Source organism: Pseudoflavonifractor sp. SW1122, assembly GCF_012027765.1.
GTDB lineage: Bacteria > Bacillota > Clostridia > Oscillospirales > Oscillospiraceae > Enterenecus > Enterenecus faecium.
Map to the genome: position 1 here is coordinate 1 of NZ_SJOS01000021.1, position 12,910 is coordinate 12,910.

Annotated in this window: 13 protein-coding genes; 9 read left to right on the forward strand and 4 right to left on the reverse strand. The window is 60.5% G+C overall.

Annotated elements, in window-relative coordinates; genetic code table 11:
- A partial coding sequence (locus tag E0L15_RS06490) for an inorganic phosphate transporter (RefSeq protein WP_168124978.1) occupies positions 1-384 on the reverse strand: 384 nt, incomplete at its 3' end.
- 140 nt (positions 385-524) lie between these two features.
- On the opposite strand from E0L15_RS06490, the gene E0L15_RS06495 reads away from it, so the two are divergent.
- The 3 genes from E0L15_RS06495 to rpoD all read left to right on the forward strand — a co-directional run bounded on the left by E0L15_RS06495 (position 525) and on the right by rpoD (position 4,824).
- Positions 525-1,529: a deoxyguanosinetriphosphate triphosphohydrolase gene (locus tag E0L15_RS06495; RefSeq protein WP_168124979.1), complete on the forward strand. Its 1,005-nt coding sequence runs from the start codon at positions 525-527 to the stop codon at positions 1,527-1,529.
- 197 nt (positions 1,530-1,726) lie between these two features.
- Positions 1,727-3,505 carry a DNA primase gene (gene dnaG / locus E0L15_RS06500; protein WP_168124980.1) on the forward strand — a complete coding sequence of 593 codons (1,779 nt, stop codon included), beginning with the start codon at positions 1,727-1,729 and terminating at the stop codon, positions 3,503-3,505.
- Between the two features lie 5 nt (positions 3,506-3,510).
- Positions 3,511-4,824: an RNA polymerase sigma factor RpoD gene (gene rpoD / locus E0L15_RS06505; protein ID WP_087231205.1), complete on the forward strand. Its 1,314-nt coding sequence runs from the start codon at positions 3,511-3,513 to the stop codon at positions 4,822-4,824.
- A 715-nt stretch (positions 4,825-5,539) separates the two neighbouring features.
- Here the strand turns inward: rpoD and E0L15_RS06510 are convergent.
- The 3 genes from E0L15_RS06510 to E0L15_RS06520 are packed head-to-tail and all read right to left on the reverse strand — an operon-like array spanning position 5,540 to position 8,031.
- The gene (locus E0L15_RS06510; RefSeq protein ID WP_168124981.1) at positions 5,540-6,007 is read right to left on the reverse strand and encodes a SoxR reducing system RseC family protein; all 468 of its coding nucleotides are present in this window, start codon (positions 6,005-6,007) and stop codon (positions 5,540-5,542) included.
- Positions 6,008-6,034: 27 nt separating this feature from the next.
- A complete protein-coding gene (locus tag E0L15_RS06515; protein ID WP_168124982.1) occupies positions 6,035-7,117 on the reverse strand; it encodes a DUF3592 domain-containing protein in 1,083 nt (360 codons plus the stop codon).
- A 14-nt stretch (positions 7,118-7,131) separates the two neighbouring features.
- Positions 7,132-8,031, reverse strand: coding sequence for an RluA family pseudouridine synthase (locus E0L15_RS06520; RefSeq protein ID WP_168124983.1), 900 nt, complete (start codon positions 8,029-8,031; stop codon positions 7,132-7,134).
- A 131-nt stretch (positions 8,032-8,162) separates the two neighbouring features.
- Between E0L15_RS06520 and E0L15_RS06525 the strand changes: the two genes are divergently transcribed.
- The 6 genes from E0L15_RS06525 to era all read left to right on the forward strand — a co-directional run bounded on the left by E0L15_RS06525 (position 8,163) and on the right by era (position 12,741).
- A complete protein-coding gene (locus E0L15_RS06525; protein WP_087231399.1) occupies positions 8,163-8,438 on the forward strand; it encodes a YabP/YqfC family sporulation protein in 276 nt (91 codons plus the stop codon).
- A 4-nt stretch (positions 8,439-8,442) separates the two neighbouring features.
- The gene (locus tag E0L15_RS06530; protein ID WP_168124984.1) at positions 8,443-9,690 is read left to right on the forward strand and encodes a sporulation protein YqfD; all 1,248 of its coding nucleotides are present in this window, start codon (positions 8,443-8,445) and stop codon (positions 9,688-9,690) included.
- A gap of 3 nt (positions 9,691-9,693) precedes the next feature.
- The gene (locus tag E0L15_RS06535; protein WP_087369587.1) at positions 9,694-10,710 is read left to right on the forward strand and encodes a PhoH family protein; all 1,017 of its coding nucleotides are present in this window, start codon (positions 9,694-9,696) and stop codon (positions 10,708-10,710) included.
- On the forward strand, positions 10,703-11,197 hold the full coding sequence (gene ybeY / locus E0L15_RS06540; protein WP_168124985.1) for an rRNA maturation RNase YbeY: 495 nt from the start codon (positions 10,703-10,705) through the stop codon (positions 11,195-11,197). Before E0L15_RS06535 ends, ybeY begins: the two co-directional genes overlap by 8 nt.
- Positions 11,198-11,223: 26 nt before the next feature.
- Entirely contained in the window at positions 11,224-11,778 is a 555-nt protein-coding gene (locus E0L15_RS06545; RefSeq protein WP_168124986.1) for a hypothetical protein, read from the forward strand.
- A 66-nt stretch (positions 11,779-11,844) separates the two neighbouring features.
- Positions 11,845-12,741 (forward strand): GTPase Era, encoded by an 897-nt coding sequence (gene era, locus E0L15_RS06550; protein ID WP_087231230.1) that lies wholly within the window; start codon positions 11,845-11,847, stop codon positions 12,739-12,741.
- The last annotated feature ends 169 nt before the right edge of the window (positions 12,742-12,910 follow it).

A 12,910-nucleotide genomic window follows, 5' to 3' on the forward strand; every position in this document is an offset into this window, starting at 1 on the left:
GGGCTGGATGTCTGCCCCCAGGGCCAGGGCTGCCCCGGACAGCCCCGCCAGCAGGGCGTGGCTCTCACTGGTGGGCAAGCCAAACCGCCACGCCGCCACCCCCCACAGGATGACCGCCAGCAGCGCCCCACACAGTCCCGCCTGGGTGTCCTGGGGGGAGGAAAAGCGCACCAGATTTTCCATGGTGGCGGCCACCGCGGGAAAACACAGACAGGCCAGGGCCACCCCGGCAAAGTTGCACACCGCCGCCAGAGCCACGGCGGGGCGGAAGGACAGGGCTCCGGAGCCTACGGCGGTGGCAATGGCGTTGGGGGCGTCGGTCCAGCCGTTGACCAGAATGACGCATAGCACCAGAACGGGTAACAGGGCGGCGTGAATGGGCATGAGACATTCCTCCTTGCCATACCCTATGGAGGGGACAAGAGGGGTATGAAAAAAGTTTTCAAAAAATTTTGATAAAAAGAAGGATTCCCGCCAGATATGGAGTATATAGTGATAGGAAATATCGGATAGGAGGGGTGCAAATGGAAATTCGTACCTATGCCGAGGAGTTGGAGCGACAGATTCTCTCTCCCCGGGCCTGCTTGGCTGCCCAGTCCAAAGGGCGGGCGGTGGACATCCCTCCCTGTCCCATGCGCACCTGTTTTCAGCGGGATGTGGACCGGGTGGTGCATTCCAAGGCCTTTCGGCGGCTGATGCACAAGACCCAGGTATTCCTCCAGCCGGAGGGGGACCATTACCGCACCCGCATGACCCACACCCTGGAGGTGTCGGGAATTGCCCGGAGCATGGCCCGGGCGTTGGGGCTGAACCAGGACCTCACCGAGGCCGCCGCCCTGGCCCACGATTTGGGCCACACCCCCTTTGGCCACGCCGGAGAGCGGGCGCTGAGCCGGATGGTGGAGGGGGGCTTCCGCCACTATGAACAGTCCTTACGGGTGGTGGACCGCCTGGAGCGGGACGGCGCCGGGCTGAACCTGTGCTATGAGGTGAGGGACGGCATCCTCCGCCACACCACCGGACCCATGGCGGAGACCCTGGAGGGGCAGCTGGTGCGCTACGCCGACAAGATCGCCTACATCAACCACGACATTGACGACGCCATGCGGGGCGGCATCATCTACCCCACCGACATCCCCGTGCACATCTCCCAGGTGCTGGGCTTCACCCACGGGGAGCGCATTGAGCGGCTGGTGCTGGACATTGTGGCCAATAGCCAGGAGGGAATGGAGATTCACCAGTCCCCGAAGGTGGCCAAGGCCATGGCAGAGCTGAAAAACTTCATGTTTGAGGCGGTGTACTTCAACCCCAAGGCAAAAGGGGAGGAGTCCAAGGCGGAGGACATGATCTGCCACATGTTTGAATACTACTGCAAGCACAACGATAAGCTCCCCTGTGAGTATCAGGACATTCTGGTGCGGGAGGGCGTGGAGCGGGCGGTCACCGACTACATCGCCGGCATGAGCGACGCCTACGCCGTAGAGAAATTCGAAGAACTTTTCATCCCCATGCGTTGGATGATTAAATAACAGGGCAACACCGAACAATATCGTCTGCGCACCTTTGCGGAAATTTTGCACCCATATTTCGTTGTGATTTTTTGCAATACACCAAGTATTGCTGCAAAACCACGCCTCATCTGGATGTAAAATTTACTCGCAAATCCGTCTTGCCGAATTGTGCGGTGTTACCCAGGTGAATTATGGCTACAATTGGGGGTGATACCATGGCCATACCGGAACAATTTTTGGACGAGCTGAGCAGTCGGCTCAACATTGTGGACGTGGTGTCCGCCTACGTCCCCCTCACCCGGAAGGGTGGCAACTACTGGGGCCTGTGTCCTTTCCACCGGGAAAAGACCCCCTCCTTCTCCGTCAACGAGAGCAAGCAGATTTTCCACTGCTTCGGCTGCGGCAAGGGGGGCGGTGCGGTGCGCTTTGTCATGGAGATGGAGAATCTCCCCTTCCCCGAGGCAGTGCGCAAGCTGGCCGCCCAGGCTGGCATGGAGGTGCCCGAGGACAACAGCAATGGGGCGTGGCGGGAAAAACGCCAGCGCATCCTGGAGCTGAATAAAGAGGCCGCCCGGTTCTATCGCTCCATGCTCTCCCAGCCCGAAGGTGCCCAAGTGGCGGAGTATATCGCAAAAAAGCGGCGCATCAGCCCCAAGTTTTCCGCTCGGTTCGGCCTGGGGGCCGCCCCCAATGCCTGGGACCGTCTCATTCTGGCCATGCGGGAGAAGGGATACGACAAGGCCGACCTCATCGAGGCGGGCCTGGCGGTGGCGGGGAAAAACGGCGGCATCTATGACAAGTACCGAAACCGCCTCATGCTCCCGGTCATCGACGTGCGGGGCAATGTCATCGGCTTTACCAGCCGGGTGATGGACGACTCCACCCCCAAGTACTTGAACACCCCGGAGACCGCCATCTTCAAAAAGCGGTCCATTTTGTACGGCCTCAACTACGCAAAAAACACCAAACGGCCCAACATGATTCTGGTGGAGGGCAACATTGACGTGATTACGCTACACCAGGCGGGCTTTGACAATACCATTGCCACCATGGGCACGGCTTTGACGGAAGAGCACATCCGCATTCTGGAAAAGTACACCCAGGAGCTGGTGCTGTGCTACGACAACGACAACGCGGGTGTGGACGCCACCCAGCGGGCCATCGCCCTGCTGAAAGGCTCCCAACTGCAAGTGAAGGTACTCCAGCTGCCCCGTCGGCGGGACGACAGTGGCCAGCTGGTGAAGCAGGACGCCGACGACTTCATCAAGCACCAGGGGCCCGAAGTATTTGAAGGACTGCTCCAGGGCTGCGCCAACTCGGTGGAGTACCGCCTGGAGGAGGTGCGCCAAGGCTTTGATTTGAGCCAGGACGACCAGAAGGCCCAGTACTTACAGGCGGCGGCGGGTCTGGTGGCGGGCCTCAACAGCCCGGTGGAGCGGGAGATCTACGGAAACCGAGCCGCAGACGCCGCAGGTATCAGCCGGGAGGCTATGGCCCAGGAGGTGGAACAGCAGCGCCGTCAAAAAGGGCGACAGGCCCGGCGACAGGAGGAGCGGCGCAGCCTCACCCCCACCCAGACGCTACAGCCCAAGCAGCGGGAGCTGCGCTACACCAATGTGCGTTCGGCTCTGGCCGAGGAGGGCGTGCTGCGGGTAGTGCTGCTGGACGGCAGCTACTTCAAGCAGCTCAGCGACTTACAGGAGTCCGACTTCTCCGCACCCTTGCTGGGGCGGGCCTATGGCCTATTGCGGCAGCGGTGGCAGGAGGGCAAGCCGGTGAGCTTGGCGGCCCTGGACGGGGTGTTTACCCCGGAGGAGATGGACCACCTGTCCGCCGTGGTGCAGCAGCCTCAGCCCATGCACACCGCTCAGGCGGCCTTAGACGATTATAAGCAGACCATCCTTGCGCAACACCGCAGGGCAGACATACACAGCGGCCAGGACTTGGCCCAACTCAGAGACCTACTCAAACAGAAAAAAAGCTACGGAGGATGAAAACCATGAGTGAAAAGAAGAAAAACGGCAAGAAGCCCGAGGTGGCTTCCGGCATTAGCATGGTCAGCAAGGAAAAGTTCGAGAGCGCCAAGGCCGAGCTGGTGAAGCTGGTGGACGGCATCCAGGGCGGTGAGCGTCTGGTGGAGCTGGTGGACGCCGGCTACAAGAAGGGCAAGCTGTCCTCCGGTGAGATGATGGAAGTGCTGGAGTCCATGAACCTGGAGAGCGAGCAGATGGACAAGATGTACGACATCATGGAGAACCTGGGCGTGGACGCCGCCGGGGAAGAGGACCTGATGCCCATCCTCAGTGAGGAGGACCTGCTGCCCCCCGCCGAGGAGATGGAGGACTTCAACGAGGAGGAGCTGGTGGACCCTAACACCCTGGTGGACTCCTTCGCCATCGACGACCCCGTGCGCATGTACCTCAAGGAGATCGGTAAGGTGGACCTGCTCTCTCCCGACCAGGAGATCGAGCTGGCCCAGGCCATGGCCGCTGGCAACCTGGCCAAGGAGCAGAAGGCCGAGCTGGAGAAGACCGGGGAGGAGCTGCCCGCCGAGGTGCTCCAGGAGCTGAACAAGAGCATCAAGGCCGGGGAGCGGGCCAAGCAGAAGCTGGCCGAGGCCAACCTGCGTCTGGTGGTGTCCATCGCTAAGCGGTATGTGGGCCGTGGTATGCTGTTCCTGGATCTGATTCAGGAGGGCAACCTAGGCCTCATCAAGGCCGTGGAGAAGTTCGACTACACCAAGGGCTACAAGTTCTCCACCTACGCCACCTGGTGGATTCGTCAGGCCATCACCCGCGCCATTGCCGACCAGGCCCGTACCATCCGCATCCCCGTGCACATGGTGGAGACCATCAACAAGGTCATCCGGGTCAACCGTCAGCTGCTCCAGGAGCTGGGCCACGACCCCACCCCCGAGGAGACCGCCGCTGAGATGAACATGCCCGTGGAGAAGGTGCGGGAGATTTTGAAGATCGCCCAGGAGCCCGTCTCCCTGGAGACCCCCATCGGCGAGGAGGAGGACAGCCATCTGGGCGACTTCATCCCCGACGAGGACGCCTCCGAGCCCTCCGAGGCCGCCTCGTTCACCCTGTTGAAGGAGCAGCTGGTGGACGTGCTGTCCACCCTCACCCCCCGAGAGGAGAAGGTGCTGAAGCTGCGCTTCGGCATTGAGGACGGCCGTACCCGCACCCTGGAGGAAGTGGGCAAGGAGTTCAACGTCACCCGGGAGCGTATCCGTCAGATCGAGGCTAAGGCCCTGCGCAAGCTGCGCCACCCCAGCCGCTCCAAGAAGCTGAAGGACTTTTTGAGCTAATAGAAGCACAAACCCCCGCTGTGTCTGCCTCTAATTTGGGCAGATGCAGCGGGGGTTTCACTTCTTTGGAAAGGAAGACATAGGCTTGCCAGCCTGGCGGGGACGCTCCCCGCTGGGGGTTCCTTTTGCCCGGTCAAAAGGAACCAAAACCCGCTTAGGGCGTTCCCCCCTAAGGACCTCCCTGGGGTACGAGGCTGGACCTGCGTCAAGTCTCAATTCGGCCCGTGACCCTTGCTGTGGCCCCTGTTTTTGCCACCAGACCAGGCCAACTCGGGCAACTGGCCCTATCACCAGGTGGTTTCCATGCCCGGGCCTACCTTGGCGCAGCGGCGTTCCCGCCGCCGGGAGCCAGGCATCCGAGCGCTGGGAACAGCGGCGCACCAGGGTAAGGCCCTGGGGGTAGAAGAACATGCTAACATAGAAGTAAGTGCCGCCCATAGGACTGGTAAGCCATCTATGTGACCCCACCGGGCCAAGGGCCGAAAAGAGAAGGTTGCACCCTCCACCCAGTGCCGCAGGGTGGATTCCACAAGGCGGGGGAAGGCCCCGCCTTTGGCGGTCTTTGGTGACTTTCTGGCGGCAGAAAGTTACCCCAGCGGAGCGTCCCTGCCAGGGGCGCAGATTTGCGCCTAGAAAATTGGAGAACATCAATGTTCTCTTGTAAAATACAATAAGCAAAAGACAGGCGGTGAACATCACCGCCTGTCTTTCTATCTTATTCTTCGTAATCCCAGTCCTCGTTTTCCTCCTCCAACTCGGGGTGGAAGGAGCGGAACTTGGAAAGCATGTACTCCACCGCTTCATCGTCCATGGGGTTGTAGTAGAAGCGGACAGGAGACTGGCCCGGCAGCTGATAATAAAAGTACAGGGCGTTGGTTCCTCCGCCAAAGGCAGTCCAGGCCTTATCCAGCTCGCTGTAGCGGTAATAATGCCCGTTTCCCGGTCTGGTTTTGTGGTAAAAGCCATTCTTGCCCACCAGGAACTTCATGATGAACTGGCGATACAGCACCATCAACGTCATCACCAGCATGAACAGAGCAAACAGGCTCATAAAGAATACCGCCGGATTGTTGGCCAAAGCCAGCGCAATGGCGATACCGCCAGATATGACCAAGCCAATCAGGGGGAACACCACAGCAAAACCATCTTTCCCAATTTCATAGACCCATTTATCTTCTTCCATGTTCTTTCCTCCTTGAACGGTCCAAACTCATCGAGTGGTTCGGTTGGAATCCCGACGCACCTTCACCGGAGCGGTGGCGGGCTTTTTTAAGTTCCAGGCCACCACACCCACACACCCCAGGCCCAAGACCGTGGAGAGGGACCCCAGCAGCGTTTTGCTCATGGGGACGGTTTCCCCGGTGCCTCCGCCTATGGAGTCCCGGGAGAACTGGGGAGAGGCGGGGTTATAGTACACCGAGATGGTGTCGCCCAACCGCATAGAGGTGTCCGAGGTGGTAGAGTTCTGATAGGACGCACCGTTGACGGTGTAGGAGTAGACGATATTGTAGGAATCGTCCTGGGTGGAGACGTTTACCACCGTGGCGGTGGTCTGGGTCCAACTGTTGTTCTGAGGGTTCAGACGCAGCATGGCCACGATGTGGGGGGAGAGCAGGTACAGCCCGATGCCCAGCAGCACAATCCCCAACAGCAACAGCGGCAGAGGGGGAACCTTGCTGGAAGCGGCGGTCCGGGTACGAGGGGACGCCGTGGGGCGAGTCGGCTCCTGGGCGTCCTGGTGCTGGGCCGCCGCAATGCGGGCCTTTAGCACCTGAATCTCGTGACTGAATCGCTCCTTCTGAAAGAAGAATTGCCGGGTGACCCCGGACCCATCGGTGAAGAAGAAGAGAAAGGCATAGGAACGGGTGGCTCTGCTGCCCTGGGCCCCACGGGGACGGTATACCCGCCGAACCTCTCGGCACTCCTTGATATCGGTGTAGCGGTAGTATTTACCGTTGAAGGGAGTGGTGCGAAGGTAGAACCCCTGGGCGTCTATCTTCACCTGAAAGCACCGATAGCGCGCCGCCAAATAGACGAGAATACCCACCATGGCCACAGCTCCGATGCCGGAAAAAAGGGCCAGGGAATTCTTGTGGGCAGTCACGCTGTGCAGGAGGATGGGCAGCAGGAGGAAAACCAGCAGCGCCAAAATCACCCCTGCCAACACCAGATAGCTCTTGCCGTTGGGCCTTCCGGTGATTTCACACCGCTCAGGCTCAGGTTCTGTGGCGGTGGATTCCAGGCTTTGGTCCCGGGTCCGGGCCTGCCTGGATGTGTCTTTGTATCTGTTCATGGCGTTTGCCCATCTCAGCGGAACACTCGGTTGAAGTCCCGGGGCATCTTAGCCTTGAAGGTGGTGGGCTGTCCGGTGGCGGGGTGGGTGAAGGACAGCTCATTGGCATGGAGGCACAGCCGCCCGATGGGGTTGGTGCGGGCGTCATACTGCTTGTCCCCGGCAATGGGACAGCCTCGCTCCTTCATGTGGACACGAATCTGGTTTTTCCGGCCAGTGTCAATGGAGATATCCAGCAGGGAGTAGCCAGAGCCGCTCTTAATGACCTCGTAGTTGGTGATGGCCTCCTTGGCCCCGGGGCCGGGGTCGCCGGAGAAGATCATGTGGGTCTTGGTCTCCACCAGGTAGGAGTGGATGGTGTCCCGTTCCGGCCGGGGGGTGCCCTCCACCACTGCCAGATAGCCCCGGCGGGTGACAATGTCGTTCCAACGGGACTGGAACAGCTCTTTGGTGGCCTCGTCTTTGGCGAACATCAGCACCCCGGAGGTGTCCCGGTCCAGCCGGTGGATGACAAAAATGCGGTTGTCGATGTGCTGGCTCTTCACGTAGTCGGTGACCATGTGGTAGGCCGTGCGCACCTTCTCCTTCTCGTTGCCCACGCTCAAAAGCTTGGCGGGCTTGTTGACCACAATGAGGTGCTCGTTCTCAAAGAGGATGGGGAAGGGGAGGGTGTCTTGCTTGGGGGCGGACACGGACAGGATGGTCACCACCTGGCCGGGGGCCAGGGGTGTGTCGAACTGGGAGGTGGGCTTGCCGTCCACCGTCACCAGCTTGCGGGAGAGCAGGGACTTGACGTTGTTGCGGCTCTTCCCCTTGAGGGTAGCCAGCAGAAAGGGAAGGAGCGTGGTGGGCTCGGCTACCGTGTAGCTGGGCTCCCGGCTCTTATCCCGGTATTTGGAGTTGTTTGGTTGCATGGATGTTGTACCGCCTTTTCTTCACATTCCTCTTTACTCTATCACAACCTGGGGCAAATGTCCACGTAAAATCCCATTGGGACAGGCAAGTGGAGGGCTGATGGTTCATAGAGTTTCCAGAGGTGATGGACATGGAGAAAAAGCAGAGCCTGTTGGAGCGGGCCTCCCGGCTGTTGGATGTGCCGGGGGATGTGTTGGCGGGGCTGCCCCGGCTGGAACTCATCGGAGACGGGGAGCTGCGCATGGAGCCACACCGGGGAATTTTGGCCTATGGACCGGAGGAAATCCACATCTCTGCGGGCAAACTGCTGGTGATGGTGAAGGGGGAGGGGCTGGAGCTGCGGGCCATGAACCCCACCCAGCTGCTCATTACCGGGCGCATCACAGCAGTGGAGTTGACGAGGTGAGAGTATGAAAAAATGGTTCAACCTGCTGTTGGGTTACGCCGTCATCCAGGTGACCGGGGCCTATCCCGAGCGGTTTCTCAATCTGTGCGCCCAGAACCGCCGGGGCTTTTGGCGGCTTAAGTGGCCCGACGCCCACACCGTCCAGGTGCGGGTGCACCTGTCCGACCTGGAGGAGCTCAAGGAGCTGGCAGGGCGGTGCGGGTGCACCCTGGAGGTGCTCTCACGCCGGGGCGGCGTGGCCCAGGCCCAGCGGCTGTCCAAGCGGTGGGGATTTGTATTGGGGCTGGGGCTGTGCCTGGCGGCGGTGAGCATCCTCAGCCAGTTTGTGCTGGTGGTGGAGGTGGTGGGCAATGAGACGGTGCCCTCTGCGGTGATTCTCACCCAGTTGGAGCGGCTGGGGGTGCGTCCGGGGGTGTACGCCCCCTCCATCGCCCAGCGGGAGGTGGTCAACGAGGCCCTCATCTCCCTGCCCGAACTGTCCTTTATGGCCATCAACATCTACGGCACCCGGGTGGTGGTGCAGGTGGAGGAGGCCGACCCCCAGCCGGAGCTTCTGGACCAGTCCACCCCGGCGGACATTGTGGCCACCGCCGACGGCATCATTGAAGACATCCAGACTTCCGCAGGCCAGGCGCAATTTGTGGATGGTGATATCGTGGCCAAGGGGGAAGTGCTCATCAGCGGGACCATTCCCCTCTACCAGCAGAACCCGGAAAAGCCCTACGCCGGGGACCTGGTGGTCCACGCCACCGGCACCGTCACCGCCCGCACCTGGCGCACCCTGGAGGAGCGTCTGCCCCTGACGGTGCCCACCAAAGTGTATGAGAAGGACACCCACACCGGGTACCGCCTGGGAATTTTGGGGCTGGAACTGGATTTTTTCGAAAAGAGTAGCATTTTCCCCGAAGGATATGATAAAATAACCAACACGGAGTTCCTGGAACTGGGCGGCTACACCTGGCCGGTGTGGTGGCAGACCACCACCTACCGGGGGTACACCGTTCAGGAGCAGCAGGTGGACCCACAGCAGGGAGAAGCGCTGTTGAAGGAATTGTTGCAGCAGCGGCTGGAGCAGCTGCTGGAGGTGGGAGACGGGGAGATTCTCCACCAGGACTTTGTCACCCGGGTAGAGGGGGACACCCTGGTGGTGTCCATGGTGGCCGAGTGCCGGGAACAGATCGGCCGCACCGTGGAGCGCCCAGGTACCACCGGACACATAGAACTGGAAACCCAGAGTGGGGAGGAATCTTAACAAATGACAGAGCAGTGCATCAGCATTGAGCGTATGGAGGAGGCCATCAACCTCTTTGGCCTCTTTGATGAAAATATCCGCATCATCGAGCAGGAACTGGGGGTCACGGTGGTAAACCGGGAGTCCAACCTGAAAATCTCCGGCGACGGGGAGGCGGTGATGTGGGCGGTGAAGGCGGTGCAGGGCCTTCTCTCCCTGTCCGCCAAGGGGGAGCCCATCAACCAGCAGAATGTGCGCTACATCATCGAACTGGTGCGAGCGGGCAACGAGGGCAAGATCGCCCAGCTGGCGGGGGACGTGGTGTGCGTCACCGCCAAGGGTAAGCCCATCAAGGCCAAGACCGTGGGCCAGAAGAAGTATATTGACTCCATCAAAAACAACACCGTCACCCTGGGCGTGGGCCCTGCCGGTACCGGTAAGACCTACCTGGCGGTGGCCGCGGCCGTGGCCGCCTTCCGGGAAAAGCAGATCAACCGCATCATCCTCACCCGTCCGGCGGTGGAGGCGGGGGAGCGGCTGGGCTTCCTGCCCGGCGACTTGCAGTCCAAGGTGGACCCCTACCTGCGCCCCCTGTACGACGCCCTCTTTGATATGCTGGGGGCGGAGACCTACCAGAAGTACCTGGAGCGGGGCAACATCGAGGTGGCCCCTCTGGCCTACATGCGTGGCCGCACCCTGGACGACAGCTTTATCATCCTGGACGAGGCCCAGAACACCAGTCGGGAGCAGATGAAAATGTTCCTCACCCGTATGGGCTTCGGCTCCAAGGTGGTCATCACCGGCGACGTGACCCAGATCGACCTGCCCGCCGACAAGACCAGCGGCCTGAAGGAGGCCATGCGGGTGCTGCGTGGGGTGGAAGACATTGCCATCTGCCAGCTCACCGACCAGGACGTGGTGCGCCACGTCATTGTCCAGCGCATCATCAAGGCCTATGACGACTACTATCACGCCAACCAGCCCCCCAAGGACAAGGATAAGGGCGGCGATAAGCAGGGGAGGAGGAAGACCCATGGCTGAGAAGCACCAGATCTCCATCTCCACCGAGGTGGAGGGAGCGGACACCGAGGAAACCTGTGCCCTCATCCGCTCCACCATTGCCACCGCTCTGGCTGCCCAGGGGGTGGAAGTGCCCTGCGAAATTGACGTGCTGCTCAGCGACGACGCGGGCATCCACGCCATCAATCTGGACATGCGGGGGGTGGACCGCCCCACCGATGTCCTGTCCTTCCCCATGTTCGACCTCACCCCCGGGGAGAAACCCCAGGCGGATTGGGCCGACCCAGACAGCGGCTGTGTCCCCCTGGGGGATATGGTGCTGTCTCTGGAGCGGGTAGAGGCCCAGGCCCAGGAGTACGGTCACAGCCGGGAGCGGGAGCTCTCATACCTGGTGGTGCACTCGGTGCTCCACCTGCTGGGCTACGACCACCTGGACGAGGGACCCCAGAAGGCCCAGATGCGGGAGCGGGAGGACGCCATCATGGAGGAAATTGGACTGACCCGATAACCAACGTGTGAAAAGGAGGCTGTACCATGAAGAGGTTGCTGATGTTATCCGCTGCCACCCTGTGCGCCGGGCTGCTTCTCACCGGATGCACAGCCTTTATCAACAAAACCGAAGTGACTACGGAGGAGAAGGTCACCACCCTAAAGCCCGTTCAGACCCCAGAACCCGTGGGACAAACAGAGGTGTTTGACGCCCTGGCGGGAGAGAGCATTCTGGGTGTGGTGATTCTAAATCCCACCCAGGCGGAGCTGGACCTGGCGGGCAATGTGGACCAGGTGTACCCCGACCAGGAGTACGGCGAGTATATGCTCATTGTGCCCAAGCTTCCGGGGAGCACCATCACCTTGCAGGAGATCTCCTACGATACGAACACCGGAGAGATCACCGACATCCAGGACGTGCACACCACCAGCGGCCCCGAACCCGTGTCCATGCTGGTGCAGCAGGATATCCCCGAGGGCTTTCCCACCCTGCGGGTGGTCATTGAGGCCGACGGCCGCACCGGAGCCTATGAGTTGAGCTATTACGGCAAAGGGGACGGACGGCGGGACTTCTATGTCATGTGGGATAGAGAGAATTAAATTCTCTTCCAAATAAAACTGGCTATGTTCAATGCCAATACCAAAGAAAGTTGAGGATCATCTACTATGTCTCAGATCAAGAAAAGCGGAATTATCACCATCGTGGGCCGCCCCAACGTGGGCAAGTCCACCCTGACCAATACCCTGGTGGGGGAGAAGATCGCCATTGTCTCCTCCAAGCCCCAGACCACCCGTAACCGCATCTGTGCGGTGCTCAACCGGGGAGACACCCAGTTCGTCTTTGTGGACACCCCCGGCCTGCACAAGGCCCGCACCCGCCTGGGCGACTACATGGTGAAAGTGGTGCGCCAGTCCGTGGCGGACGTGGATGGCGTGATGCTTCTGGTGGAGCCTGTGGACCGCATCGGCCCCGCCGAGGAGGAGCTCATCGGCCGCATCAAGGCCCTGGGCGCCCCCGCCGTGCTGGTCATCAATAAGATTGACACCATCGAGAAGGAAAAGCTGCTGTCTGTGATGGCCGTGTATGGCGCCGCCCACAACTGGGACGCCGTCATGCCCATTTCCGCAAAAACCGGGGAGGGTGTGGAAGAACTGCTGGACCTGCTGGCCAAGTGGATTCCCGAGGGACCCCAGCTGTTCCCCGACGACGTGGTCACCGACCAGCCCGAGCGGCAGATCATGGCGGAGATCGTCCGGGAGAAGCTGCTGCGCAACCTGGACCAGGAGATTCCCCACGGCACCGCCGTGGAGGTGACCCGATTCACCCAGCGGGACGATGACATCATCGACTGCCACGTTACCATCTACTGTGAGAAGGACTCTCACAAGGGCATCATCATCGGCAAGAAGGGCTCCATGCTCAAGAAGATCTCCACCCAGGCCCGGGAGGACATGGAGGCCTTTATGGGGGCCAAGGTGTACCTGGAAACTTGGGTGAAGGTGAAGGAAAACTGGCGTGACAATGTGAATCTGATTCACAATTTCGGATATACCGAGGACTAAAGCCTCGCAGAGTTCGCACCCGCAGGTGCGAAAAAATTGAAAACCATTTTCTTCGGCGACATGTGCGGCGAAGAAAATACTTCTCAGCCCGCAAGTGTGGAATTTGTCCTCCCACGCTGGACAAATTATGCGCGCGGCGGGCTGCAACCCACTCAAAAAGATGCTTGCA